Source organism: Tateyamaria omphalii (assembly GCF_014651375.1).
GTDB lineage: Bacteria > Pseudomonadota > Alphaproteobacteria > Rhodobacterales > Rhodobacteraceae > Tateyamaria > Tateyamaria omphalii.
The window spans coordinates 5,477-31,052 of record NZ_BMWT01000002.1 but is presented as its reverse complement, the minus strand read 5'-3'; the positions used below and the strand labels follow the sequence as shown (position 1 = coordinate 31,052).

The 25,576-nt window shown below is 57.8% G+C and carries 22 protein-coding genes and 1 tRNA gene; 21 read left to right on the top strand and 2 right to left on the bottom strand.

Features of this window, described 5'->3' with window-relative positions; genetic code table 11:
- The 6 genes from IE087_RS05765 to IE087_RS05740 all read left to right on the top strand — a co-directional run bounded on the left by IE087_RS05765 (position 1) and on the right by IE087_RS05740 (position 4,635).
- The gene (locus IE087_RS05765; protein ID WP_189368375.1) at positions 1–789 is read left to right on the top strand and encodes a DUF2182 domain-containing protein; all 789 of its coding nucleotides are present in this window, start codon (positions 1–3) and stop codon (positions 787–789) included.
- A 1-nt stretch (position 790) separates the two neighbouring features.
- Complete coding sequence (locus IE087_RS05760) at positions 791–1,498, top strand: DUF1326 domain-containing protein (protein WP_189368374.1); 708 nt, start codon at positions 791–793, stop codon at positions 1,496–1,498.
- Positions 1,495–2,004 (top strand): DinB family protein, encoded by a 510-nt coding sequence (locus IE087_RS05755; RefSeq protein ID WP_189368373.1) that lies wholly within the window; start codon positions 1,495–1,497, stop codon positions 2,002–2,004. The genes IE087_RS05760 and IE087_RS05755 overlap by 4 nt, the downstream gene beginning before the upstream one ends.
- A complete protein-coding gene (locus IE087_RS05750; protein ID WP_189368372.1) occupies positions 2,004–3,107 on the top strand; it encodes a dimethylsulfoniopropionate demethylase in 1,104 nt (367 codons plus the stop codon). Before IE087_RS05755 ends, IE087_RS05750 begins: the two co-directional genes overlap by 1 nt.
- Before the next feature lie 84 nt (positions 3,108–3,191).
- Positions 3,192–4,178, top strand: coding sequence for an acryloyl-CoA reductase (gene acuI / locus IE087_RS05745; RefSeq protein WP_189368371.1), 987 nt, complete (start codon positions 3,192–3,194; stop codon positions 4,176–4,178).
- 40 nt (positions 4,179–4,218) lie between these two features.
- Positions 4,219–4,635 (top strand): HIT family protein, encoded by a 417-nt coding sequence (locus IE087_RS05740; protein WP_189368370.1) that lies wholly within the window; start codon positions 4,219–4,221, stop codon positions 4,633–4,635.
- A gap of 62 nt (positions 4,636–4,697) precedes the next feature.
- Here the strand turns inward: IE087_RS05740 and IE087_RS05735 are convergent, their stop codons facing one another.
- Positions 4,698–6,536: a BCCT family transporter gene (locus IE087_RS05735; protein ID WP_189368369.1), complete on the bottom strand. Its 1,839-nt coding sequence runs from the start codon at positions 6,534–6,536 to the stop codon at positions 4,698–4,700.
- A gap of 470 nt (positions 6,537–7,006) precedes the next feature.
- On the opposite strand from IE087_RS05735, the gene IE087_RS05730 reads away from it, so the two are divergent.
- The 15 genes from IE087_RS05730 to IE087_RS05660 all read left to right on the top strand — a co-directional run bounded on the left by IE087_RS05730 (position 7,007) and on the right by IE087_RS05660 (position 24,828).
- Positions 7,007–8,701 carry a BCCT family transporter gene (locus IE087_RS05730; RefSeq protein WP_189368368.1) on the top strand — a complete coding sequence of 565 codons (1,695 nt, stop codon included), beginning with the start codon at positions 7,007–7,009 and terminating at the stop codon, positions 8,699–8,701.
- A 90-nt stretch (positions 8,702–8,791) separates the two neighbouring features.
- A complete protein-coding gene (locus tag IE087_RS05725) occupies positions 8,792–10,018 on the top strand; it encodes an aminotransferase class V-fold PLP-dependent enzyme (protein ID WP_189368367.1) in 1,227 nt (408 codons plus the stop codon).
- 99 nt (positions 10,019–10,117) lie between these two features.
- Positions 10,118–11,512, top strand: coding sequence for a cryptochrome/photolyase family protein (locus IE087_RS05720; RefSeq protein ID WP_189369271.1), 1,395 nt, complete (start codon positions 10,118–10,120; stop codon positions 11,510–11,512).
- A 75-nt stretch (positions 11,513–11,587) separates the two neighbouring features.
- The gene (locus IE087_RS05715; RefSeq protein ID WP_189368366.1) at positions 11,588–12,796 is read left to right on the top strand and encodes an SAM-dependent methyltransferase; all 1,209 of its coding nucleotides are present in this window, start codon (positions 11,588–11,590) and stop codon (positions 12,794–12,796) included.
- Between the two features lie 18 nt (positions 12,797–12,814).
- Positions 12,815–13,255, top strand: coding sequence for a TrgA family protein (locus IE087_RS05710; protein ID WP_189368365.1), 441 nt, complete (start codon positions 12,815–12,817; stop codon positions 13,253–13,255).
- A gap of 4 nt (positions 13,256–13,259) precedes the next feature.
- Entirely contained in the window at positions 13,260–14,369 is a 1,110-nt protein-coding gene (locus IE087_RS05705; RefSeq protein ID WP_189368364.1) for an NUDIX domain-containing protein, read from the top strand.
- A gap of 68 nt (positions 14,370–14,437) precedes the next feature.
- Positions 14,438–15,472, top strand: a complete 1,035-nt coding sequence (locus tag IE087_RS05700; RefSeq protein WP_189368363.1) for a cysteine synthase A — start codon at positions 14,438–14,440, stop codon at positions 15,470–15,472.
- The gene (locus IE087_RS05695) at positions 15,472–17,877 is read left to right on the top strand and encodes a DUF3772 domain-containing protein (RefSeq protein WP_189368362.1); all 2,406 of its coding nucleotides are present in this window, start codon (positions 15,472–15,474) and stop codon (positions 17,875–17,877) included. The genes IE087_RS05700 and IE087_RS05695 overlap by 1 nt, the downstream gene beginning before the upstream one ends.
- Positions 17,874–18,593, top strand: coding sequence for an alanyl-tRNA editing protein (locus IE087_RS05690; protein ID WP_189368361.1), 720 nt, complete (start codon positions 17,874–17,876; stop codon positions 18,591–18,593). The genes IE087_RS05695 and IE087_RS05690 overlap by 4 nt, the downstream gene beginning before the upstream one ends.
- A gap of 58 nt (positions 18,594–18,651) precedes the next feature.
- A tRNA-Ser gene (locus tag IE087_RS05685) sits at positions 18,652–18,741 on the top strand.
- 135 nt (positions 18,742–18,876) lie between these two features.
- Positions 18,877–20,208, top strand: coding sequence for an ABC1 kinase family protein (locus tag IE087_RS05680; RefSeq protein WP_189368360.1), 1,332 nt, complete (start codon positions 18,877–18,879; stop codon positions 20,206–20,208).
- Complete coding sequence (locus IE087_RS05675; RefSeq protein WP_373296487.1) at positions 20,205–20,876, top strand: ABC transporter ATP-binding protein; 672 nt, start codon at positions 20,205–20,207, stop codon at positions 20,874–20,876. Before IE087_RS05680 ends, IE087_RS05675 begins: the two co-directional genes overlap by 4 nt.
- Positions 20,873–23,251: an FtsX-like permease family protein gene (locus tag IE087_RS05670; protein WP_189368359.1), complete on the top strand. Its 2,379-nt coding sequence runs from the start codon at positions 20,873–20,875 to the stop codon at positions 23,249–23,251. The genes IE087_RS05675 and IE087_RS05670 overlap by 4 nt, the downstream gene beginning before the upstream one ends.
- Positions 23,241–24,281 carry a lipocalin-like domain-containing protein gene (locus IE087_RS05665; protein ID WP_189368358.1) on the top strand — a complete coding sequence of 347 codons (1,041 nt, stop codon included), beginning with the start codon at positions 23,241–23,243 and terminating at the stop codon, positions 24,279–24,281. The genes IE087_RS05670 and IE087_RS05665 overlap by 11 nt, the downstream gene beginning before the upstream one ends.
- The gene (locus IE087_RS05660) at positions 24,274–24,828 is read left to right on the top strand and encodes a pyridoxamine 5'-phosphate oxidase family protein (protein WP_189368357.1); all 555 of its coding nucleotides are present in this window, start codon (positions 24,274–24,276) and stop codon (positions 24,826–24,828) included. Before IE087_RS05665 ends, IE087_RS05660 begins: the two co-directional genes overlap by 8 nt.
- Positions 24,829–24,879: 51 nt before the next feature.
- Here IE087_RS05660 and IE087_RS05655 read toward each other — a convergent pair whose 3' ends face one another.
- Complete coding sequence (locus tag IE087_RS05655; RefSeq protein ID WP_189368356.1) at positions 24,880–25,323, bottom strand: potassium channel family protein; 444 nt, start codon at positions 25,321–25,323, stop codon at positions 24,880–24,882.
- Positions 25,324–25,576: the final 253 nt, after the last annotated feature.

Genomic DNA, 25,576 nt, shown 5'->3' with positions numbered 1-25,576 from the left:
ATGCCGCATCTCGTCAGATCAACGCTCTGGCTGGGGTTCTTTGGGGCCATCCTGGTGTCATGGTGGGTCATGTATTCCATGTCGATGGATATGGACCTCGACCTGATCGGGCGTCCGGGCGAGATGGGTGCGCGCATGGCCGCGATGGACCCGCGTATGCCCATGTATATGCCGATGGCAAACTTTGGTCCGCTGTTCGCGATGTGGGCCATCATGATGGCGGCGATGATGTTGCCGACGCTCGTACCGACTTTGCGCAGTTACGAGGACTTGATGGTTTCCGCGGATGGGACGCGGGCAGGGTGGCTGGGCGTGATCGCAGGATACTCCATTGTGTGGGTGGCTTTCGCTGCGCTCATCACGGCAGTACAACTGGCCTTGCTTTTTGGCGGCGTCATCGACATGCTTGGCATATCCAAGACCACCACATTTGCGGGCCTGCTGTTGCTGGTCGTTGGTCTGTTCCAATTCACCCGAGCGAAGGAAATCTGCCATGGCGTATGCCATAGCCCGATGACGTATTTTCTTGGACACTGGCGCACCGGCTTTAGGGGCGGGCTGCGTATGGGCCTCGGCCTCGGCGCATTTTGCGTGGGCTGCTGTTGGGGCTTTATGGCTCTTGGCTTTGTCGGCGGCGTGATGAGCTTGCTTTGGATGGGCCTCGCCACGCTGTTTATGGTGATCGAAAAACTGCCCCAGATCGGGCATGTTGTTACAAAACCCATGGGGGTTCTGCTTGTGCTGGGTGGCATTGGCGTGCTCGCATATCCCTTTGTCTCAGGAGGTTAAGATGGCCGTGAAGAAACGTCCCGACGCCGATAGGCTGCCCATCAGCCAACGGATCGACAGCCGGATGCCGAACCCCGGCCGACGCCAAATGTCGCCTACGGAGTGGGCCATCAAGGGCGAGCTATTCCTGAACTGCTCGTGCGAAGTGTTCTGTCCTTGTGTGGTCTCACTTGGCGCCCATCCGCCCACAGAAGGGCATTGCCACGCATGGATGGCCATCGCGATTGATGAGGGCCACTATGAGGGCGAAGACCTGTCGGGCCTGAACGTGGGCCTGATGGTCGACATTCCGGGCCGCATGGGCGAGGGCGGCTGGCGCGTTGCGGCCTATGTGGACGAGCGGGCCAGCGGCAAAGCGTACAACGGCATCCTGCAAATCTTCTCGGGCGCTGCCGGTGGCACAACGGGTCTCTTCACCATGCTGGTCAGCGACATCGTGGGCGCCGAGCGCGAAAAGGTCGAAATCGTGCGCGAGGGCAAGAAACGCGGCCTCTATATCGGGCGCAAAATCCAGGGTGAGATCGAGATGCTGGACGGCAAGTCACCCGATCATCCGGTGATGATCTCGAACTCGAAATACTGGATGGGCCCTGACATCATTGCGGCGCGCGGTGTGAAATCCAAAGTGCGCGACTATGGTCGCATCTGGGATTTCGGCGGCAAGTCGGCCGAGATCTGCCCCATTGATTGGAAAGGCCCCAAACCATGATCGAAGCGGGTTATGTGCGCATCATGGCCCGTTACAACGCCTGGCAGAACCGGCAATTGACCGAGATGCTGACCGGCGTTCCAGACGTTGAGCTGCGCAAGGATCGAGGTGCCTTTTTCGGCTCGATCATGGCGACGTTGAACCACATCTTGTGGGGCGACGCGATGTGGATGAGCCGGCTTGACCCAAAGATTCCGGCACCACGCGTTCCTGCAGAAGATCACAAGGACTTCACACCGACTTTTGCCGTTTGGACCGCCGAACGGTTCCGCATGGACGGCACGATTCGGCTTTGGGCTGATGATCTGGATACGATCGCACTCAAGGGTGATTTATCTTGGTATTCTGGGATGTTGAAGAGGGACTTTCATGCGCCGTTTGAAGTCTGCGTCACGCATCTATTCACGCACCAGGCCCACCACCGGGGTCAGGTCCACGCCATGATGACCGCCGCAGGATTGTCCGCTCCGGTCACCGATATTGTCTTTATGCCCGAGGACGACTGATGGCCGTTATCTCTCCATCGCGCCGCCTGCGCCGCACGCCGTTTTCCGACGGTGTCGAGGCAGCAGGCGTGAAAGCTTACACAATCTACAACCGCATGCTTCTGCCCACTGTGTTCGAAAGTGTGGATGCAGATTACCGTCACCTTAAGGACCATGTGCAGGTCTGGGACGTGTCCGTTGAACGGCAGGTCGAATTGCGCGGCCCGGATGCAGGTCGGTTGATGCAGATGCTGACACCGCGAGACCTGCGTCGGATGTTGCCGGGACAATGCTATTACGTGCCAATAGTGGACGAGACGGGCGGCATGTTGAATGACCCGGTGGCGGTTAAGCTAAGCGAAGATCGCTGGTGGATTTCCATTGCGGACTCGGATCTGCTCTTGTGGGTCAAAGGTATTGCTAACGGATACCGGCTTGATGTGCTGGTGGATGAGCCTGATGTCTCACCCCTCGCGATACAGGGGCCCAAGGCCGATCAACTGATGGAGCGTGTGTTCGGTGAACGCGTCCGCGACATTCGCTTTTTCCGCTTTGACATGTTCCAGTTCGAAGGCTGTGACCTTGCCATCGCACGTTCGGGCTATTCCAAGCAGGGCGGTTTCGAGATTTATGTGCCAGACAGCACGCAGGGGATGCCGCTGTGGAACGCTCTTTTTGATGCGGGCCAGGACTTGGAGGTCCGCGCCGGATGCCCCAACGGGATCGAGCGGATCGAGGGGGGATTGCTGAGCTACGGCAACGACATGACGGACGACAACACGCCCCATGAATGTGGGTTGGGCCGGTTTTGTGATACGCAAACAGCCATTGGATGTATTGGTCGCGACGCGTTGTTGCGCGTTGCCAAGGAAGGGCCAGTGCAACAGATCCGACCCATTTCGATCCATGGCGACGCAGTTCCGACATGCGATCGGCCCTGGCCGCTCTTTGCCGGTGGTAAGCGCGTTGGACAGATCACATCCGCAGCGTGGTCCCCAGACTTCAAGACCAATGTTGCCATTGGTATGGTGCGGATGACCCATTGGGATGCGGGAACCGAACTGGAAGTCGACACGCTTGACGGTATGCGCCGCGCCACAGTGCAAGAGGCGTTCTGGATTTGAACCATTGGACCGGGGCGCTGCCCCGGACCCAGGGATTTTTTTGAAACAGGGAAGGGGCGATCCCTTCGCGAGATGGAGAGCGATATGTTCAATGCACTGGTGGTCAACAAGGATGAAGACAGCGGCAAGACCTCTGCAGCGGTGACCGAGCTGTCGCTTGATGATCTGCCACAGGCCGAGGTTACCGTGGCGGTTGAATATTCGACGGTGAACTATAAGGACGGTCTTTGCATCGGCCCGGGCGGCGGGCTGGTCCGCAAATATCCGCATGTGCCGGGCATTGACTTTGCCGGGACGGTCGAGGCGTCCGACGATGACCGCTACAAGCCCGGAGACAAGGTTTTGCTAACCGGCTGGCGTGTGGGTGAGGCGCACTGGGGCGGCTATTCACAGAAGGCGCGGGTCAAGGCAGATTGGCTGGTACCGCTGCCGGACGGTCTTGATACGCGGCAGGCCATGGCCGTGGGGACTGCGGGCTTTACCGCTATGCTGGCAGTGATGGCGCTGGAAGACCAAGGGATCAAGAGCGGTCCGGTGTTGGTCACCGGTGCTGCGGGTGGAGTTGGCTCTGTTGCCACTGCCATTCTGGCCAATCTTGGTCATACGGTTGCGGGCGTTACGGGGCGGCCCGAAACGGCCGACTATCTGACCGCGCTCGGCGCCAACCAGATCGTGGCCCGCGAAGAGATCAATGAAACCACCAAGCGCCCGCTTGAGGGGGAAACCTGGGGCGGATGCGTGGATGCTGTGGGCGGCGCCATGCTGGCCCGCGTATTGGGACAGATGGAGTACGGCGCCTCTGTTGCTGCCGTAGGGTTGGCGGGTGGTGCAGCCTTGCCTGCGACGGTCATTCCGTTCCTGCTGCGCGGCGTGAACCTTCTTGGCATCGACAGTGTCATGCAACCCTACGAAAACCGCGTCCGTGCCTGGAACCGCATCGCCCAAGATCTGCCCATGGACAAGTTGGAGGCCATGGTGCAGCCCGCGACCCTGTCCGATCTGCCGAAATTGGGGGCAGACATTCTCAAGGGCCAGGTCAAGGGTCGCGTCGTGGTCGACGTGAACACCTGATCGGTCTAAACGGGTCTTCGACCACCATTCGGAGACCCGCATGCCCGCCTATGACGACCAGAACATCTTTGCCAAGATCCTGCGGGGTGAAATCCCGTGCTTCAAAGTCTATGAAGACGACGAAACCTTGTGCTTCATGGATATCATGCCGCGGACGGACGGGCATTGCCTGGTGATCCCTAAGAGACCCTGCCGCAATGTTCTAGATGCCAGCGATGCTCAATTGGCTGCGGTCATGTCGACAGTCAAAAAGGTTGCAAATGCAGCTAAAACTGCGTTTGAGGCCGAAGGTATCACCCTCCAGCAGTTCAACGAAACCGCGGGCGGTCAGGAGGTGTTTCATCTGCATTTCCACATCCATCCCCGGCACGACGGTGTGTCCATGCGCCCACCGGGCAAGATGGGCGATATGGATGTGATCAAAGGCCATGCCGAGAAGATCGCTGCGGCGCTTTGATTGCGCGAAACGAATGACATAAGGGGCACCACTGTGGATGCCCCTTTGCCGTTTCTGAACCGCTATTCTGCCGGTTGACCAACCACATCACCGGCCTTGGTGCGGCGGCTGTCATTGATCAGCGCTTTGACCAGAGACACCATCATCAGGACCATCACGATAGTGAAGGGCAGGGCGCCGATGATCATCGCATCCTGTAGGGATGCCAGCGGATCACCTCCGCGCCCGGATGCGCCCGCGATGATCAAGCCACCAATCACCCCGGTCATAATCAGGCCCCAGATGATCCTGTGCTTGATGCCCGTTTCCTGTTCGCCGCCGGACATAATGGTATTCATGACCAGGATACCCGAGTCTGCCGATGTCACCAGGAAGGTCATGATCAGCACCACGCACATGATGGTGATGGCCGACAGGAACCCGCCTTCGATCATGTAGCTCAGGGTGACAAACAGCTTGTTGGTGTTCGATGCCCCGACGATGGCGCCCTCGGCAACGCCTTGCAGTTCCAAATCAATGGCCGTGCCGCCAAGAATGGTCATCCATGCAAAGCACACCAGTGCCGGCGCAAACACGCATCCCAGGATGAACTCGCGTATGGTGCGACCTTTCGAGATGCGTGCCAGGAACAGGCCCACAAAGGGAGAGAACGCGATCCACCAGGCCCAGTAAAATGTGGTCCAGCCTGATTGCCAGCCGAACAGTCTGCCCGGACTGCCAGCATCGTATGCAGCCGCCTGAACTTCCGGCGGCAGAGAGGCCGCAGCACCTTCAAGGCCGCCTGTGAACCCTTCAAGGCTCCCCCACGCGTTGGTTGCTCCACTGTACAGATCGGCTGCAAGCGGTGCGGCTTCTTCCGGCAGGCTGTTGGCAAACGCATCTTGGCTCAGCGGGCTATAGGCCTCGAAGCTGAGCGGAAGGAACTGGATAATATAGTCCACCAGCGCCGTGCCATAGGTTGTCATGGCGAACAGGAAACTGCCGAAGATTACAAAGGTCATCAACAGGATGATCGACAGAACAAGGTTCAGGTTGGACAAATACTTGATCCCGCGTCCGACACCTGAGACCGCCGACAAGATCGACAAGAACATGATGATCGCGAGCGCTGACAGCAGGCCAACGGTGGACGGTTTTGGTGGGGCATCGCCTTCGCTCACACCCATCAGCCATTCCATTCCAGTCACTGCATACACGCCATCAACGAACTGGCTTACCCCGTAACCGATGGTGACAGACACGCCCAGGATCGTTGCGACGACACCAAGCACGTCAACGATATGGCCAACGATACCATTCGCAACTTTTCCCAGAAGAGGGGTCAGCGCGGAGCGGATCGTTAGGGGCATGTTGCGAGTGTAGGCATAGTAGGCAAGGCTCAGCCCCGTCACCACGTAGATCGCCCAGGCATGGAAACCGTAGTGAAGGAATGTGTAGCGATAGGCAGATGTTAAGGCTTCAGGAGAATTTCCAGCGACACCACCGGCAACAATGACCGGGTTTGACCCCCACAGCCCAAGCGGTTCCGCCGTTGCAAAAACCATCAGGCCAACACCGAGACCCGCGCCAAACATCATCGAAAACCACGAAAAGTTGGAAAACTCCGGGACAGTATCGGCATCTCCCAACTTGCGTTTGCCCGTGGGCAGTGCAGCCAGCGCAAATAGAAAGAATGCAAAAGCACCAACAGAGATGATGTAGAATGCGTTGAAACCCTGCAACAAGGCCCAGTTCCAATCATCAAGCGTGCCGTTGGCGCTCACCGGAAATATGATGGCCCACAAGACAAGGGCCACCATGATCGCCTTGGACTTGAGTGCAATGGGAAGGCTGTAGCCTTCGTAGAACCCTGAATCCTGTTTGTTGATATCAAGGTCCGTAAACGGTTCCTTTATCGCCATGAGTTTGGCTCCCTGTGTCTGAGTTGGTCGGCCATCTTGCGTGGTTTCAGCAGCAATGGATCATCATTTCGCGTGGTTCAAAAACGACACTCCCTCGTCTGCGCCTCTCGTGTTGCGTGCATTTAGGGTGACAGGGTTCAGGTCGAATACTGGTGATTCAACGACAGCGAACGGGGGTGATTTGACGTTTTTTGGCGGTCTTTGCGCCCAGCAGGCATTGCCATGCCTTACCGCTCAGGGAACCGTTAGAGCAGCGAATCTCAAAAATTGAGACGCTTTTGGAGGGTGAACCCGCCATTTATGGCCCGTTTTTCCGCGCGGATTTTGAAAATCACCCGGCCTTTTTTCATATCAGAAACAAAAACGGCGTTCTGATGTCTAATGCGACCTGTACGGTAGTAATTAACACTTCGTTTATGTCTCTACCCGTGCTTTCCTCGTGTCATAAAAACGACAACAGGAAGGTAACCATGTCAATTCAACCTCCATTGACGGAGCTACCGATCAAAACCGCCGACTCGGGGTTTTATCGAGGGTTCAGTGTCAACGTTGCAGTGATCAGTAAGATCATCATCAGTATGCTCGTCGTCTGGTGTATCGTCTGGCCAACCGAGGCTGGCACGATCCTCGGCGACTGGAACAGCGTCATTCTGGAAAACTTCGCCGCCTGGTATATTTGGGTCGTGACGTTTTTTGTGCTTGTCTGCCTGGGGCTTGCCCTCTGGCCAACCGCTGGACGCTTGAACCTGGGCCAGCCAGGCGAAAAGCCGGAGTTCAGCAATTTCTCATGGTTCTCGATGATGTTTGGCGCCGGTATTGGCGTCGGCATGTTGACCTGGGCCGTGGCTGAGCCAGTGGCGCACTTCAAAAACAATCCCTCTGTTATTCAGGGCGCCACGACCGCGCTGGGTGAGGATAACGTGCGTGAGGCTTATGTTTGGTCATTCCTGCACTGGGGGCTGGGCGCTTGGGCCTGCTATGCCATTGCGGGCCTTGCATTGGCATTCTTCAGCTACCGTCGCGGTCTGCCGCTGACGATCCGGTCGTCGCTGACGCCGCTCTTTGGATCCAGTCTTTCGGGCTTTCTTGGCAACCTCATCGATATCGTGGCCGTTGTGGCGACGATCCTCGGTGTGGCGCAAACGCTTGGCTTCGGTGTGGAACAGTTCGTGGCCGGTTTGACCCGGATCGGGATTGGTGGTCTCATGGAAGACGGAGGCTCTGCAACCACGCTTGGTATCATCGTGGCGTTGCTCGTCATCATGGGCGCGTCGACCCTGTCGGCGCTGTCCGGTGTCGGCAAGGGCATCAAATGGCTGTCCAACATCAACATGGTATTGTCGATCTTCTTGCTCAGCTTCTTCATCCTGTTCGGGGCGACATTCTTTGGTGCCGCAGCCTTCTTCGTGGGCATCTGGGATTACCTGATCGCGCTGCCTTGGCTCAGCTTCAATGTCTATGCCTCTGACGGTGTGGAAGGGTCCGAAGCGTTCCTGCTGGCGCAATGGCAGGGCTGGTGGCCGGTGTTCTACTGGGCCTGGTGGATCGCATTCGCACCCTTCGTGGGGCTGTTCCTGGCACGCATCTCGCGTGGTCGGACGATACGCGAATTCGTGCTGGGCGCCATGATCGTGCCGTCGTTGATGTGCTTTGTCTGGTTCTCATGGGCCGGTGGCACTGCCATCGATCTGGAACTGAACGGTGATGCCGGTGGTGTCATTCTGGACGCGGCCAATGGCGACAAGATCTTTGCCATGACCGAGTTCATGCTTGCGCCCATCGCACAGTTCCTCGCATGGGGTATGGCGGTTGTGATCGTGGTTCTGCTGATGACGTTCCTCGTGACGTCGGCGGACTCTGCCGTGCTGATCGTGAACACCATCAATGCGGCTGGTGACGAAGGTCCCAAGGCGCGTCCGCACATCTTGTTCTGGGGCTCCGCCCTTGGCCTTGTGGTTGCGGGCCTGCTTATTTCGGGCGGGACCGGAGCTATCCAGACCGCCATGGTGATCGGGGCGCTCCCATTCTCCATCGTGATGGCGTTGATGTGCCTGGCGCTGATCAAGGCGATCTACAACGACGGCCGCCGTGAAGCGGCTGGCGTGCCCGCGGTGCACTCGGAAATTCCGGGCGCTACCGGCAACGGTCTGTCGCCTGCCGAATAAACCCGTCTGATACATACTCTGAAAAGGCCCCGGTGCTTGCGCGCCGGGGCCTTTTTCTTAATCTGGCCGCAACTGTGAAAGGCCTGCCCCATGACCCTTGATCTCGATTTCGTCCGCGCCCAGTTTCCCGCTTTTGCCGAACCGTCGCTACAAGGGCGGGCGTTCTTTGAGAATGCGGGCGGAAGTTACACTTGCAAGCAGGTCATTGACCGGCTGTTTCGGTTCTACACCCAGCGTAAGGTTCAGCCCTATTCGGACTACGAGGCTTCGCGCCTTGGAGGCGAAGAGATGGACGAGGCGCGCATGCGCATGTCGGCCTTGCTGGGTGTCGATGCTGATGAGCTGAGCTTTGGCCCTTCAACCACGCAAAACACCTATGTGTTGGCACAAGCCTTTGCACAGATGATGCAACCGGGCGAGGCGATCATCGTCACCAATCAGGACCATGAGGCGAACACCGGACCGTGGCGGCGACTGGCCGACCGGGGAATTGAGGTGCGCGAATGGCAGGTCGATCCCGGCACAGGGCATCTGGACCCCGTTGTTCTTGAAAACCTGCTGGATGAAAAGGTGCGGCTGGTCTGCTTTCCTCATTGTTCAAACGTCGTGGGAGAGATCAATCCGGTGACCGAGATCACCGCGCTCGCTCATGCTGCCGGGGCTTTCGTCTGTGTCGATGGCGTCAGTTACGCGCCGCACGGGTTCCCGGATGTTGGGCACCTTGGCCCCGACATCTACCTGTTCTCGGCCTACAAGACTTATGGTCCGCATCAGGGTCTGATGGTTATCCGGCGTGCCTTGGCCGAGTTGTTGCCGAACCAGGGGCACTATTTCAACGCCGGCAGCCTTTACAAACGCTTCACGCCCGCCGGACCTGATCATGCTCAAGTGGCGGCATGCGCGGGTATGGTAGACTATGTGGACGCGCTTTATGACCACCATACAAACAGTGGCGACACACGACTGTCCCCGCGGGGACAAGTTGTACATGACCTCATGCGGGCCCGCGAGGTCGAGGCGCTGACCCGCGTTATGGATGCCGTGAAAGACCGCAACGATCTGCGTGTCATAGGCCCTACGGACCCGGCAATCCGTGCGCCAACCGTGGCGCTTGATTTGGGGCGTGACCCGGTCGCAGTGGCCGCCCGTTTGGCGGACCATGGCATCATGGCTGGGGGTGGAGATTTCTATGCGGTCCGGGCGCTTCAAGCCATGGGGGTCAACCCGGATCAAGGTGTTTTGCGGCTCAGCTTCACGCACTACACGAATGATGCAGAGATTGATCAGCTGTTGACGGCCCTTGACGCGGTTTTTTGACGTAAAGGCAATCTGCGACAACTTGATCCATCGGCGCACGTGCTACGTAAGCCTCGATAAGAAAAGGGGAACGGGGCTTTGAGCAGCACACCGATCATCATGTGGTTTCGCCGTGATCTACGGTTGAGCGATCATCCGGCTTTGAAGGCTGCGTGCGACAGCCATCGGCCCGTCATTCCGGTCGTGATCCGTGACGCCAGCGTGAATGATTTGGGCGCTGCGCCAAAATGGCGATGGGGCTTGGGCGTTGAACATCTTGCCCAATCCTTGGCTGACACAGGCAGCAGATTGATCTTCCGCTCTGGTGATGCGCTGGATGTCTTGCAAAAGCTCATCACCGAAACCGGGGCCGGGGCGGTTTATTGGTCTCGCCTATATGATCCTCAGGCCGTCGCGCGCGACACTGAGGTTAAGGCCGTCTTGAAGACCGATGGCATTGAAGCGCGCAGTTTCGGCGGCCATTTGATGTTCGAACCATGGACAACCGAGACAAAGACGGGTGGGTTTTACAAGGTCTACACGCCATTCTGGCGTTCGGTGAAGGACCGGGACGTTGATGCGCCGCTGCCTGCGCCGGGGCGTATTGCAACGCCTGATGTCTGGCCAGAGAGTGAGGAGTTGGCCGACTGGAACCTTGATGCTGCGATGAAACGCGGTGCAGGTGTGGTTCGCCCTTATGTGCGGCTTGGCGAAGGGACGGCGCAGTCGCGGCTTGAAGATTTTATTGAGACGAAGGTTGCCGGGTATGTTGAGGGCAGGGATATCCCGGCCGAGGATCGCACGTCGAATCTGTCAGAAAACCTGGCTCTTGGTGAAATCAGTCCGCACCAGTGTTGGCACGCGGGCATGCGCGCCTTGCATGAAGGCAAAGCCGGAGCCGAGGTGTTCCTGAAGGAGCTTGTCTGGCGTGAATTTGCATATCACCTGATGCATCACACCCCTCACATCGTGGACCACAACTGGAAGGAAGACTGGGACGGCTTTCCCTGGAACGAGGACGAAACTGAACAAGTTCTCGCGTGGAAGCAGGGGCGTACAGGTATTCAATTCGTCGATGCCGCGATGCGCGAGATGTACGTGACCGGGCGTATGCACAATAGGGGCCGCATGATCGTGGCCTCCTATCTATGCAAACACCTGATGACGCACTGGCGGATCGGCCAACAGTGGTTTGACGACTGTCTGATCGACTGGGATCCGGCCAGCAACGCAATGGGCTGGCAATGGTCTGCCGGGTCTGGCCCGGATGCAACGCCGTATTTCCGCGTGTTCAACCCGGTAACCCAGCTGGATAAGTTCGACAAGAACCGCGACTACGTCAGCCGATGGATTGCCGAAGGACGGCGCAATCCTGCCTCTGAGGCCTTGTCATATTTTGATGCGATCCCGCGGTGTTGGAATATGTCGCCGAATGGTGACTATCCAAGCCCGATTGTACCAGCGGACGAAGGGCGGCAGCGGGCGCTAAGTGCTTATGAAAACCGTAATTTCTGATGACAACCGCGTGCGCATGGTTGCGCGGCTCAATGTGTCAAGATAACTTGACAAAAACACGAACGGGGAGCGTGTATGATCCTTACTACCACTGACGGCCAAACGGGGTTGCCACGCTATTTCGCCCGTGTTTTCAGCATGGCCCAGGGCATGAACAACGGCCGGGTGGATTTCATCCTACCGGATGGCCGCCACTTTCGAGCCGAAGGACCGAACCCAGGTCCGGTGGCAGAGGTGCATATTCACAACAACGAGCTGTTTGCGCGATTGATCCGCGAGGGTGACTTGGGGTTTTGCGATGCCTACCTGGACGAGTGGTGGAGTACGCCAGACCTTCAAGTGTTTATGGATTGGGTCCATGCGGACAACGACGATATCTATGACGGGTTTCCGGGTATGGGCCTCGTGCGTCGGTTCGAAAAGTTCCGCTTTTGGCTGCAGCGCAACCACCGTGAGCAGGCCCGTAAGAACATCAGCTATCACTATGATCTGGGCAACGAGTTCTATGGCCTGTGGCTGGATGACACGATGACGTACTCATCCGCCCTGTTTGAGACGGGGCAGGAAAGCCATGAGGCGGCGCAGATCGCAAAGTATGCCAGCATGGTGGACCAGATGGGTGCGCAGCCTGGGGATCATATTCTTGAGATCGGTTGTGGCTGGGGCGGGTTCGCTGAGTATGCGGCCAAGGAACGCGGATTGAAGGTCACAGGTCTGACCATCAGCGAAGAACAGTTTAAGTATGCGCAGCAGAGAATTGAAGATGCTGGACTTTCCGATCTCGTTGATTTCAAGCTTCAAGACTACAGGGACGAGCGTGGTACCTATGATGGTATCGCCTCGATCGAGATGTTTGAGGCTGTTGGTGAGAAGTATTGGCCCGTCTACTTTGAAACGGTCAAGCAACGCCTGAAACCCGGAAAGAACGCCACTCTGCAGATCATCACAGTCCAGGATCGCCGGTGGAAGGTCTATAAACGCGGCGTCGACTTCATCCAGAAATACATTTTCCCGGGTGGGATGCTGCCCAGCCCGTCGGTTCTGCGTCAGCAGATCACCAAGGCAGGTCTTGGCGTTGAGAAGTCCATTGAGTTTGGTCAAAGCTACAACATCTCGCTCCGGCGTTGGCACGAGACTTTCAACCAGAGGTGGGATCAGATTGCCGACATGGGCTTTGATGACCGGTTTCGCCGGATGTGGAATTTTTACCTCACCTCTTGCGCGGCGACCTTTGAAAGTGCCAACTGCGACGTAACGCAGATCACGATCAAACGACCTGGATAGCCATGAAAGACCAAACAGATGCCTGACGCAGCCAAACTCGTGGCCGCTTTGGGCCTTGCTGTATTGGCCTTTATCGTGTCGGGCATGATCATGCCGCTGTTCGAGGAAGACACGAATTTCGGCTGGTTTACCTACGTGAATGTCGCTGTAGGAGCGGTTACTGGCTGGATGGTGATCGGCTCGCGTGCAGGGCGCGGAATGACATCTGCTGTCAACGTCGGCCTAACAGGTCCCATTGTTATGGTGTTCTGGGCCTTGTTCGTACAGTCCTGCAACGAGATGGTGCGGATTGCCATGAAGAACCGGTATGATGGTGCCTTTGAGGCGTTGGTGGCAATTTTTCAGATTGGATCGGAGTGGGCGCTTTTGATGAGCACCATTCCCATCTGGGCGACATTGTTGATGGGTGGCGTGATCACCGGTGTCTTAACCGAGTACGCTTGGCGCACCTGGCGGTAATGCAATGAACAATCTGTTTTTCTATGGCACGTTGCAGTGCGTGCCGCTGCTTGAACGCGTTCTGGGACGCAGCGCCGACAGTATTGATTTGTCCCCGGCGTCTTTGAGGGGCTACGTTGCTCTGTCCGAGCCGGAGGGGCTTTATCCTGTGCTCCGGCCGAGGGCCAACGCCGACACAACGGGCATTGTTGTGCGTGACCTGTCGACCGAGGACATTGCGCGTCTGAACTACTACGAGGGTGGTTTCGACTACGATTTGCGCACCGTCACATTGACCTCGGGAGAAACTGCGGAGGTCTACCTACCAGGGCAGTCTGTGTCTTCCGTTGATGACACTTGGCACTTTTTGGCTTGGGAGAAACAGTGGGGGGCCATGACCCTCTGGGCCGCCGAAGAGGTGATGGACGGGTTTGGCAAACTGAGTACTGACGAGGTAGCCCGCAGGTTCCCCCGTATTCGTGCGCGAGCGTGGAGCAAGGTGCTTGCCCAATCCGGTCGACACGGGCAGGGGGTTCTGGAGGGTCAGACCGAGATTGTGGAGCGGAAACGGGCCCACACGAATTTTTTTGCGATGGATGAGATCGCGCTGCGCCACGAGACGTTCGGCGGAGGCATGTCAGACCAGATCGAGCGGGCCGTATTCGTATCATCTGATGCAGCCATCGTTTTACCCTATGATCCCGCGCTGGATCGCGTCTTGCTGGTCGAGCAAATCCGACTGGGCCCCATCGGACGGAACGACCCTGTGCAGTGGCAGATGGAGCCTGTGGCCGGATTGATCGATCCCGGTGAAACGGCGGAAGAGGCCGCCCGCAGGGAAGGGGTCGAAGAGGCCGGGTTGGAGTTTCGGCTGCTCGAGCCGGCGGGAGAGTGCTATGCCTCGCCAGGTGCGACAACTGACTTTTTTCATCTGTTTGTCGGGATTTGCGATTTGCCCGATGGCAGCGCAGGCATTGGCGGTCAGGAGGAAGAGGGTGAAAACATCCGGAGCCACCTGATGTCCTATACGGATTTGCTTGAATTGGCCGATGACGGCCTATTGGCCAATGCGCCTTTGGCGCTACTGGCCTATTGGCTGGCTCGCCACCGTGCGCGTTTGCGCGCTGCTGTGTGACCCGACGCGCCTTGAGGTCGCCGGACACCGAAGCTACACCTTTGGAGAACGACAAAAGGAATTCGCACATGCGTTATGCGCCTGATCTGGCTTCGGCCATTGGAAACACGCCGCTGATCAAACTGCGCCGCGCCAGCGAAGAGACTGGTTGCACAATTCTGGGCAAGGCAGAGTTCATGAATCCGGGCCAGTCGGTCAAGGATCGCGCTGCCTTGTCCATCATTCAGGAGGCGGTGGCCAGCGGTGAACTTCGTCCGGGTGGCACGATTGTCGAAGGAACCGCGGGCAACACAGGCATTGGCCTCGCCTTGGTGGGGGCTTCGATGGGGTTCAAAACCGTCATCGTGATCCCCGAGACGCAGAGCCAAGAGAAGAAAGACATGCTGCGGCTGGCTGGGGCTGAATTGGTTCAGGTGCCCGCCGCACCCTATCGCAACCCGAACAATTTTGTGCGCTATTCTGGGCGACTGGCAGAGGAATTGGCCAAGACGGAGCCGAATGGCGCGATCTGGGCCAACCAGTTTGACAATGTTGCGAACCGAAAGGCGCATGTCAAAACCACCGCACCCGAGATATGGGAACAGACCGATGGCAAGGTGGATGGATTCATCTGTGCCGTTGGTTCTGGCGGTACATTGGCTGGAGTTGCCGAGGTTTTGCAGCCCAAGGGCGTCAAAATCGGTTTGGCCGATCCCGATGGTGCTGGCCTGTTCAGCTATTATGCCACTGGCGAAATCGCCATGCAGGGCAGCTCGATCGCGGAAGGGATTGGGCAGGTGCGGATCACGAAAAATCTGGAAGGGTTCACACCGGATTTTAACTACAACATTTCGGATGCCGAAGCGTTGCCCATCGTCTTTGACCTGCTGGAACATGAAGGGCTTTGCCTTGGGGCATCCTCGGGTGTGAACGTGGCTGGCGCCATTCGCCTGGCAAAGGATATGGGCCCGGGGCACACCATTGTCACCATTCTATGTGACTTCGGCACGCGCTATCAGTCGAAGCTGTTCAACCCGGACTTCCTGCGGGAAAAAGACCTGCCAGTGCCGGAATGGCTGGAGCAGGGGCCGTCCAGCATACCTGGCGTGTTCGAGGACGTGTGATGCTTGTAACGTGGTTTCGCGTTGCAGTTCTGTCTGTTTGTTTTGCCTTGTTTGCTACGTTTTCCGGTGCGCAATCGAACGGGCCGGACTATCTGGAATGGCAGAGCACCGCGACGCGGGCCGAACGAGCGGTCGAGGCTGGCCGCGCATCGGATCAGGCGTTCGAAATTCTGAGGGCGGAAGTTGCGGGATGGCGGGAGCAGTTCCAGAATCAGCTGACTGCCAATGACAGCCGCCTTCAAACCCTGCGTGATCAGATTGCGGCACTGGGTCCAGCGCCGGAAGAGGGGCAGAGCGAAGCTTCGGAAATTGCTGATCGTCGTGAAGAGTTGAATGCCCAGCTTGAACGCCTAGTGACCCCACGCCGCACCGCGGAAGAAGCATTCAGTCGCGCAAACGGTGTGATCACCGAGATCGACGATATTTTACGAACACGGCAGACCGACGCGCTGTTGAACATGGGACCCTGGCCAGTCAATCCCGCCAATTGGCCAAGCGCGGTGCGGCATGCACAAAACACATTGGCGGCGTTGGGCGCTGGTGCCCGCCAAGCGTGGCACAATCCCTCCCGTCGTGCGAATGCGCGGGACAACCTTCCGCTGATTGTTGTTTTCTTTATCGTGGGTTCTGTCCTGTTGGCACGGTCACGCTATTGGACCGAGTTATTGGCCACTCGAATCCAACGAAGTAACACCCGCTCAAGCTCTGATGTTGCGGGTTTCGTCGTGTCGCTTGGGCAGATCATACTGCCCATGTTTGGTCTCTTTGCCTTTGTGCTGGCTCTGAGCGCCACTGAGCTTTTTGGTTCGCGCGGGGACCTGTTGCTTGAGTTGATTGTTGTTGTCGGGCTGTCCTTGTTCTTTTCGCGCTGGCTGGCCGGCAGATTGTTCCCGAAAACTGATGCCGTGCGCGCGCCGCTTGCGATACCGCAGTCACGTCGGGCGGAAGGGCGCATTTATTCGGTGCTGCTTGGGCTTGTGTACGGTCTGTTCATCGTATTGACGGATTTTTCCGATTTTGACCGTTACGATCCGGCCTCTGACGCCGTTCTGAATTTTCCACTGATTGTCCTGGCGTGTTTGATCCTCATGCGGTTGGGCTGGCTGTTACGCCGTCGGGTGCGCGACACGGCCGAGGACCCGAGCCAGGACCTGCCATATGGGGACAGGATCGTAGGAACGATCGGTCGCGTGCTGATCGTGGTGGGGTTTGTTGCGCCGATCCTTGCTGCTGTCGGCTTTAACGCTGCGGCGCAGTTTCTGACCTACCCGATGATACTGACGCTTGCGTTGATCGGAACTGTCGTTCTGTTACAGGGCGTGATCCGTGATATCTATGCGACATTGAAACCGGGCGAAGATGCCCGCGATAGCCTTGTTCCCACGTTGCTTGGGTTCCTTGTTGTACTGGTTTCAACCATTCCCTTGTCGCTGATCTGGGGTGCGCGCGTTACCGACATCACCGAAGTATGGGCGACAGTTCGATCCGGGCTGACCATTGGTGACATGACCATTTCGCCGGGCAATTTCTTCACCCTGATCATCGTATTCACCATTGGGTACTTGGTCACCCGTGCCGTGCAGAATGCGTTGAAGGTATCGGTACTGCCAAAGACCCGGATCGATCCCGGTGGCCAGGTCGCGATTGTATCTGGGCTGGGGTATGTCGGGATTTTTCTGGCTGCGCTGTTTGCCATCACGGCGGCTGGCATCGATCTGTCCAGCCTTGCCATCGTTGCGGGCGCTTTGTCGGTTGGCATCGGGTTCGGGTTGCAAACGATCGTTTCGAATTTCGTGTCCGGTATCATTCTGTTGATTGAACGCCCGATATCCGAAGGCGACTGGATCGAGGTGGGAGGGCAGATGGGTTACGTGCGCTCGATTTCGGTCCGATCCACGCGGATCGAAACCTTTGATCGTACTGATGTAATTGTTCCGAATGCCGACCTGATTTCAGGCACAGTGACGAACTACACACGTGGCAACACGGTGGGCCGCGTCATAATACCTGTTGGTGTCGCCTATGGTACGGATACGCGCCGCGTTGAAGCCGTGTTGAAAGAGATTGCCGATGCACACCCCATGGCACTGGCCAACCCACCCCCTGCGGTGTTGTTCATGGGTTTTGGCGCAGACAGTCTGGATTTTGAAATCCGCATCATTCTGCGCGATGTGAACTGGATGCTCGCCGTCAAGAACGAGATCAATCACCAGATTGCTGCTAGGTTCGAAGAAGAAGGGATCGAGATACCCTTTGCCCAGCGTGATGTCTGGCTGCGCAATCCCGAAGTGTTGCAGGCAGGTGCCAAGTCAAAAACACCGCAGCCTGCGCCGCCAACCAAAGCGCATCTGGACGAAAGCGACATGGATCCGGAGACGCCCGCCGAAGATGGAGACGGCAGATGACTATACACATGTTCCGCGACGATGCCTATGTACGCGATGCCTCAGCGGTTGTGACGGGGCATACGCCGGAAGGCGGCATTGTTCTGGATCAGAGCATCTTCTACCCGACAGGCGGCGGGCAGCCGGGTGATAGCGGTACACTCAGTTGGGAGGGCGGCGCATTGAACATTGCCACCGCGATCAAAGGAGATGACGAAAGCATCATTCTTGTCCCGGCCGAGCCACGGGCGCTACCGGGTGTTGGAACAACCGTCACGCAAAGCCTCGATTGGGAACGCCGCTATGCCCATATGCGCGTGCATACGGCCCTTCACATACTGTCCGTGGCGCTGCCCTTTGGTGTAACCGGAGGATCCATTGGAGCAGGGCGAGGGCGTCTGGATTTTGACATGGCAGATGCACCCGAAGACCGTGACGAGTTGGAAGCGATGTTGAACGCCCATGTGGCCAGCGACATGCGCGTAAGCGCCGAGTGGATCACAGAGGCGGAGTTGGATGCCAACCCGAGCATGGTCAAGACTTTGTCCGTGCAACCGCCACGCGGTGCCGGTGAAATTCGCCTTGTGCGTATCGGCGAAGGCGACGCAACAATTGATCTTCAGCCCTGCGGTGGGACGCATGTTGCCAGAACCGGCGAAATCGGCGCGTTGCGCATCGGAAAAATAGAAAAGAAAGGGCGGATGAACCGTCGCGTGTACCTTCATCTTGATGGTTGAGAAAATTAGTTCGTAACCTGCTTGCATCCCCATACCCGAATTGGATAGAGACGGCGTTGGACAGGTGGCCGAGTGGTCGAAGGCGCGCGCCTGGAAAGTGCGTAGGCGGGAAACCGTCTCGAGGGTTCGAATCCCTTCCTGTCCGCCACCACCCCATTGCTTTTTTGTGATCTGTGTTTCGGCACCAGACGTCATGTCGGTTCACAAAAAGATCCCGTGTGGGTCGATTGATTTCGCCCTGGTGCCCCTTAGGTTCAGTTGAAGGCAAGGACAGACGGAGCATATGACTGACCACTCACACTTGTCGCGCCCGCTGGCGGTACCCGCAGGGCGCATGTCCCGATTTGGCCGGATGGGATCGCTCGCTGTCGGTGTGGCAGGGCGCATGGCCTTTGGCGGCGCACTGGAATTGGGGCAGGGCCGTCGCCCGGTGGCACGCGATCTGTTGCTGACCCCGACCAATATGCGTCGCATAGCGGATGAACTGGCGCGGATGCGCGGTGCCGCCATGAAAGTCGGACAGTTAATGTCGATGGATGCGGGCGATGTGCTGCCGCCCGAGCTTGCAGAAATCATGGGGCGATTGCGCGCGGACGCTGATTTCATGCCGCCACAGCAACTGCGCGATGTGCTGGATGCAGAATGGGGCGCGGGTTGGCGTAAACGGTTCGCCCATTTTGACGTTCGACCCATTGCCGCGGCATCAATTGGCCAAGTGCATCGAGCCCAGCTGCCCGACGGCACCGAACTTGCCATAAAGATACAGTATCCCGGTATCGCGCGCAGCATTGACAGTGATGTCGCGAATATCGGGCGGTTGATCCGCTTGTCCGGCCTATTGCCTGACGGTTTCGAGCTGACCCCGTACCTGGACGAAGCCCGCACGCAACTAAAGGAAGAGGCCGACTATCAGGCTGAGGCAGAGCATCTTGAACGTTTTGCTACACTCTTGGCGGATGATCCTCACGTTGTTGTGCCACATCTGCATGCATCGCTATCGACGCGCAAGGTTTTGGCAATGACCTTTGTGCCGTCAGACAAGATTGAGAGCGTCGGCGAGATGCAGCAGGATCAACGTGATCACATCGTCCGTGTCTTGTGTGACTTGGCGCTGCGCGAGTTGTTTGTTTTTGGCGTCATGCAAACAGATCCTAATTTTGCCAACTACAGAATTGATCACGCGTCCGGGCGTCTCGTTCTGCTGGATTTCGGCGCGACCCGCAGCGTGCCGTCCGTACTTTCAGACCAGATGCGCGGTCTTTTGAAGGCCGGTCTGCGCGGATCTCGGAGCGATGTCGCGCGATATGTTGCTGCGATGGAATTGGTGCCGGATGCTGTCGAACAGCGGTATCGTGAGCCGATCCTTGATATGATCATGTTGGTTTTCGACGAAGTTCGGGCGCGTCCTGTGCTGGACGTCTCCGCGTCTGGCCTCTCCAAGAAATTGCAAGCGGCCGGCGAAGCGCTCGCGGCCGACGGTTTTGTGCCGCACCCTGTTCCGATGGATTTGCTGTATGTCCAACGCAAGATTGCGGGCATGTATTTGTTGGCCAACCGATTGCGTGCGCATGTGCCGGTTGCCGAGTTGATAACAACCTATACGGATGGTGGGTGACGGATTTGGCCCCGGTCTTGCAGTTCAAGGGCGTAACGAAGTCTTTCGTCAATGGGAGCGCAGCCGTGCCCGTGCTGCGCGGTGTTGATTTGTCTATGGATGCCGGCGAAACAGTGGCCCTGACCGGAGAGTCGGGCAGTGGAAAGAGCACGCTTTTGCATATTGCGGGGGGGCTCGACACCGCGGATGAGGGCACGGTGCACGTAGCGGGCCATGATCTGGGGCCGCTTTCAGACAGCGCGCGGGCTGAGGTGCGGCGCAAGGACGTTGCAGTGGTCTTTCAACAGTTCAACCTGATCCCCTCGCTCACGGTTTCAGACAACATTGCGTTTCAGGCGCGGCTGGCCGGACGCGTGGATCAAGATCTGATCAAGCGTCTGTCCCAGCGCCTCGGCTTGACCGATCACCTCGGCAAATACCCCGAAACCTTGTCGGGCGGGCAACAGCAACGGGTCGCCATCGCGCGGGCCATTGCGGCGCGTCCGAAGTTATTGTTGGCTGACGAACCGACCGGAAACCTCGACGAAGTCACCGCAGCCGAAGTTCTGGATCAATTGTTGCAACTAGTTGAAGAGACAGGTGCCGGACTTCTTCTGGTGACCCATTCGCGGGCGATCGCTGCGCGGATGAAACGACAATTGAACCTGCGGCAGGGACGTCTGGCATGATACGTGCCTGCCTGGTTGCACTGCTGTCTCACTGGCGACGGAACCCCTTGCAGCTGTTTGCATTTCTGGCAGGTCTCGCGCTGGCAACCGCGCTTTGGGCCGGGGTGCAGGCGATCAACGCAGAAGCGCGCGCCAGCTATGATGCCGCGGCGGCGACGCTGGGCGAAGGTCAGTTTGATCAGATCGTGCCAAAAGCTGGTGGCAGCATCACGCAACAGGACTTTGTTGCCTTGCGCAAGGCGGGATGGCTTGTTTCGCCCGTAATTGATGGGCGCCATGACGGAGTTCGACTGCTCGGGTTTGACCCTCTTTCGTCGCCTGCCAGTTTCGGAGTGGGGCAGGTGGCTCAGACCGGTAACCTCGCCGCATTTCTCGATCCGGGACAGCTGTACTCAAATGCAGAGACGGCCGAGCGACTGCAGACAGATATCCAGATCGTCATCGATCCGGCCATCGCACCGGGAATTGCAGTCGGTGATATTGGCGTGGTGCAACATGTGCTGGGGCGCAACGACTTAACCCGGCTCTTGCTGCATCCGGTGCAACCAATGATCCGGCCCGCGCTTGTCGACCTTGTTCCGGGACTGCGTTTGCAACCTGCCAACCAGACCTCTGATGTGGGCGAGCTGACGGATAGTTTTCACTTGAACCTGACCGCTTTCGGCTTGCTCAGCTTCGCTGTGGGGCTGTTCATCGTCTACAGCGCCATTGGTCTGGCCTTTGAGCAGCGGCGTGGACTGGTGCGAACACTGCGCGCCCTTGGTGTGCCTTTGGGTTTTTTGGTCATCTTGATGCTGATCGAAATCCTGTTGCTGGCATTGCTGGGGGCGGGATTGGGGATCGTTCTGGGTTATCTGATCGCTGCAGTCTTGTTGCCAGATGTTGCCATAACCCTGCGCGGACTGTACGGCGCCGAAGTCGCCGGCACGCTCGAGTTTCGCGCGTCCTGGTGGGCTTCGGGGTTGGCGATTGCTGTTCTTGGCACTTTGGCAGCAGCGGGTGGCCGATTGTGGCAAATCTGGCAGATGCCGTTACTGGCCAGCGCGCGCCCCCGTGCATGGGCCATGACATCTGGTCGGGTACAGCGTGTGCAATCCATTGCTGCCATTGGTTTGTTGATGTGCGCCGCGGCGTTTTTGTGGGGCGGATCGGGTTTGTTGGCTGGCTTCGCCGTTTTGGGATTGTTCCTGATCGGGGCCGCCCTGGCGTTGCCGGTGGTTGTGCGTCCGGTTCTTCGGTACGCTGAACATGCGGCAAAAACCCCCCAATACCGTTGGTTCTGGGCGGACACGCAGCAGCAACTGCCGGGGCTGAGCCTTGCCTTGATGGCGCTTCTGCTTGCGTTGTCGGCGAATATCGGTGTGGCAACCATGGTGTCCAGTTTCCGGCTGACATTTGTGGATTTCCTGGATCAACGGCTTGCGCCGGAATTGTATGTCGAGGCCACAGACACCGCGCACGCGGCGTCGATTGAGGAAACAATGGCAAAGTTGGACGTCCCTGTCTTGCCGCTGCTTACCATTGATATCGAGGTCAGGACCCAACCCGCGCAACTGTTTGGAGTGCGCGTGGGACCTACATATCGCGACAACTGGGCATTTCTGGATGCCGAGACCGATGCTTGGGATCAGGTGGAAGCCGGGGCCGCTGTCATTGCCAATGAACAGCTTGCGCGGCGCGCGGGCCTTTGGGTTGGCGATGAAATCAGCATTGCGCCGGGAGTGTCACTGCCCATTGGTGCGGTTGTGGCCGATTATGGCAATCCCAAAGGGCAGGTTGTCATTGGAGAGACGCTATTCCGTCAATTGCACCCCGATGTTACGCTACAGAGGTTTGGTCTGCGCACGTCCGAACCGCAACAGCTCCGGGATGTATTGACGAATGACTTGGGTGTTGCCAACAGCGCAATACGGGATCAGTCAGCGATCAAGGCGTTTTCCCTGCAGGTCTTTGACCGGACATTCACCGTGACGGCCGCGTTGAATGTCTTGACGTTGGCCGTGGCCGGTTTTGCCATGCTGATGAGTCTGCTGACCTTGGCCGATCTGCGGGTGCCCCAATTGGCCCCGGTGTGGGCGCTTGGGCTGACGCGGCGCAAAATAGGTCAACTTGAGTTGCTGCGCGCCGTTGTCTTTGCCGCGCTGGCCTGCCTGTTTGCATTGCCGGTTGGTCTTGGGCTGGCCTGGGTGCTGCTGGCCGTGATCAATGTCGAGGCCTTTGGTTGGCGTCTACCGATGTTCCTGTTCCCGGCTGACTATGTGCGTTTGGGAATCTACGCGATACTCGCGGCGGTTGCTGCGGCTGCCTGGCCTGCATGGCGGCTGGCGCGCACGCCTCCCAACGCGCTTCTCAAGGTCTTTGCTCATGAACGTTAGAGCGTTGATTTTCTGTGTCTTGTGGCCCTTTGCTGCATTTGCGCAAGGGTTTGCCGGTCTGGGGTCCGGTGCAGATGGCTTTGCCACCCCGCAACCGGACCCGTCATTTAGTTTTCCTGCCGATCACGGCCCGCATCCGAACTACCGGATTGAGTGGTGGTACCTGACGGCGAACTTGCAGGCTGCAGATGGCACACCATACGGGCTGCAATGGACGCTGTTCCGGTCGGCTCTTGCGCCGGGCGACAAAGAAGGGTGGGCATCGCCACAGATTTGGTTTGCCCACGCCGCCGTCACGACCCCGGACATGCATTTTGCGACCGAACGTTTTGCGCGAGGTGGAACAGGACAAGCGGGTGTTCAGGCCGAACCGTTTCGGGCGTGGATTGACGAATGGGCGATGGAAGGTCCCGACTTAAATACCCTGTCGCTAAAAGCCCAGGGGACAGAGTTTGGTTATGAAATGACTTTGGCTGCTGAAGGTCCCTTGGTGTTTCATGGGCAGAATGGGTTTTCTGTCAAATCCGCTGAAGGCCAAGCCAGCTATTACTATTCCCAACCATTCTACCGGATTGAGGGAACCTTAAACCTGCCGGAAGGACCGGTTGAGGTCACTGGCTCTGCATGGTTGGATCGCGAATGGTCGTCGCAGCCTTTGTCCGAAACACAATCAGGGTGGGATTGGTTTTCACTGTCGTTTGAGGGCGGAGAAAAGTTGATGGGCTTTCAGCTGCGTCAGCAGGATGGGAGCGGCTACACTGCTTCGACGTGGATTGAAGCGGATGGCGGCACTACCGCGTATCCGGATGGTGCGTTTCGTGCTGAGCCCGTATCGCTGAGCGCGGTTGCGGGTCGCAAGGTGCCGACAACCTGGCGTGTTCAACTGGCTGACAAGGGCGTTGATGTTTCCGTAACGGCGATGAATTCAAATGCTTGGATGCCATTGACCATTCCCTACTGGGAAGGACCAGTGCATATCACCGGCAGCCATAGTGGCGTCGGTTATCTGGAGATGACGGGATATGAATGACCCCGACGACTTGGTAGCCTTTCTGGGCAAGGCGTGGCAGGAAATGCGCCGGGGCGTTGCGGATGCCAGGTCACCGGCCCGCCATCCAACATTTGCCACCGTATCACCATCAGGCGTCCCGGAGGCCCGCACGGTTGCGTTGCGGCGTGCGAACGAACCAGACGGCGAGGTCGAAGTTCATACAGATGCGGCGACGCAGAAGACGGAGGCTTTGCGCCAGTGGCCGCGGGCCGCCCTCAACATATGGATTCCCGGATCGCATCTGCAAATCCGCCTAACCACAACCGTAAAAATACTGACCGGTGCCTTTGTTGAGCGCGAATGGGACAGGGTTCCAGTTGCGTCGCGTGTATCCTATGGAACAACACCGGACCCCGGCACACCCATCCAAGGCGCCTTTGCCTACGAAAAGCCGCCGGTCAGGGAGCGCTTTGCCGTGCTGCGTTGCGCGATAGATCACATTGATCTGGTGTATCTCGGTCAAAAACACCAGCGCGCGGCATATGTTCGGGAAGACGGTTGGCAGGGCACTTGGTTGGCACCTTAAATCACAATTACCGCCATATCTGGTGACAACCCCAACCAATCGCCGCGTAGTCTATTGATCGTCGTATTCGTCGACCGAAGGCAGCAACCTGACGATGACCCCCATGAGCAATGCGGTGCTGATGCCAAATGTCAAAAGACCGGTGATGGCAGCAAACGTTCCGAAGATACGCAAACCCGGACCCAACAGAAGGTCTCCGTACCCCAAGGTCGTATAGGTTGCCGTCGCGAAATAAAAACTGGTTGGAAAATCATCGAATGCGCGCATGGCGAAGAAGGCCAAGGCCCAAGACCAGACTTGAATCGTATGTGCGACCAGCAGAGTAAGAACGTTGAGACTGGTGATAATCAGGGTCCGAAGGCGGGATTCGGTCCGTTCCAATCGGTCGGCCACACGGGTCAGAAATGGAACAAGCATCGCAACGGCCCCGACATGGACCAGAGCGCACAGGGTCAATAGTGCGCTGCCAAGCAGGATTTGTGACGCAGCAGTCATTGGCAGCCTTTCGACGGATCAGGAATTGGTTTCGCACTGTGCAACGCGACATTCGAAGGCTCAAGACCCTGTAAACAGGTGGCGTTCAACGCGATGGCCAGATGCCTGACTCAGCTGCCAAGCAGCAGGGTTCGACATATCGCCAGATGAGCGTTGGCGACTTGGCGGGCGGTTCTGGCACGGTCAGCGCGTGTGCCAAAGCTGACTTGCCGCAAAAGAGCCGCATGGGCCAGTTTGACTTCTATCCTGTGAC

What these genes read in the sequence shown, in the direction of transcription:
- IE087_RS05765 (WP_189368375.1), top strand. Translation starts at nt 1, where the DNA reads ATGCCGCATCTCGTCAGATCAACGCTCTGGCTGGGGTTCTTTGGGGCC.
- IE087_RS05760 (WP_189368374.1), top strand. Translation starts at nt 791, where the DNA reads ATGGCCGTGAAGAAACGTCCCGACGCCGATAGGCTGCCCATCAGCCAA.
- IE087_RS05755 (WP_189368373.1), top strand. Translation starts at nt 1,495, where the DNA reads ATGATCGAAGCGGGTTATGTGCGCATCATGGCCCGTTACAACGCCTGG.
- IE087_RS05750 (WP_189368372.1), top strand. Translation starts at nt 2,004, where the DNA reads ATGGCCGTTATCTCTCCATCGCGCCGCCTGCGCCGCACGCCGTTTTCC.
- acuI (WP_189368371.1), top strand. Translation starts at nt 3,192, where the DNA reads ATGTTCAATGCACTGGTGGTCAACAAGGATGAAGACAGCGGCAAGACC.
- IE087_RS05740 (WP_189368370.1), top strand. Translation starts at nt 4,219, where the DNA reads ATGCCCGCCTATGACGACCAGAACATCTTTGCCAAGATCCTGCGGGGT.
- IE087_RS05735 (WP_189368369.1), bottom strand. Translation starts at nt 6,536, where the DNA reads ATGGCGATAAAGGAACCGTTTACGGACCTTGATATCAACAAACAGGAT.
- IE087_RS05730 (WP_189368368.1), top strand. Translation starts at nt 7,007, where the DNA reads ATGTCAATTCAACCTCCATTGACGGAGCTACCGATCAAAACCGCCGAC.
- IE087_RS05725 (WP_189368367.1), top strand. Translation starts at nt 8,792, where the DNA reads ATGACCCTTGATCTCGATTTCGTCCGCGCCCAGTTTCCCGCTTTTGCC.
- IE087_RS05720 (WP_189369271.1), top strand. Translation starts at nt 10,118, where the DNA reads ATGTGGTTTCGCCGTGATCTACGGTTGAGCGATCATCCGGCTTTGAAG.
- IE087_RS05715 (WP_189368366.1), top strand. Translation starts at nt 11,588, where the DNA reads ATGATCCTTACTACCACTGACGGCCAAACGGGGTTGCCACGCTATTTC.
- IE087_RS05710 (WP_189368365.1), top strand. Translation starts at nt 12,815, where the DNA reads ATGCCTGACGCAGCCAAACTCGTGGCCGCTTTGGGCCTTGCTGTATTG.
- IE087_RS05705 (WP_189368364.1), top strand. Translation starts at nt 13,260, where the DNA reads ATGAACAATCTGTTTTTCTATGGCACGTTGCAGTGCGTGCCGCTGCTT.
- IE087_RS05700 (WP_189368363.1), top strand. Translation starts at nt 14,438, where the DNA reads ATGCGTTATGCGCCTGATCTGGCTTCGGCCATTGGAAACACGCCGCTG.
- IE087_RS05695 (WP_189368362.1), top strand. Translation starts at nt 15,472, where the DNA reads ATGCTTGTAACGTGGTTTCGCGTTGCAGTTCTGTCTGTTTGTTTTGCC.
- IE087_RS05690 (WP_189368361.1), top strand. Translation starts at nt 17,874, where the DNA reads ATGACTATACACATGTTCCGCGACGATGCCTATGTACGCGATGCCTCA.
- IE087_RS05680 (WP_189368360.1), top strand. Translation starts at nt 18,877, where the DNA reads ATGACTGACCACTCACACTTGTCGCGCCCGCTGGCGGTACCCGCAGGG.
- IE087_RS05670 (WP_189368359.1), top strand. Translation starts at nt 20,873, where the DNA reads ATGATACGTGCCTGCCTGGTTGCACTGCTGTCTCACTGGCGACGGAAC.
- IE087_RS05665 (WP_189368358.1), top strand. Translation starts at nt 23,241, where the DNA reads ATGAACGTTAGAGCGTTGATTTTCTGTGTCTTGTGGCCCTTTGCTGCA.
- IE087_RS05660 (WP_189368357.1), top strand. Translation starts at nt 24,274, where the DNA reads ATGAATGACCCCGACGACTTGGTAGCCTTTCTGGGCAAGGCGTGGCAG.
- IE087_RS05655 (WP_189368356.1), bottom strand. Translation starts at nt 25,323, where the DNA reads ATGACTGCTGCGTCACAAATCCTGCTTGGCAGCGCACTATTGACCCTG.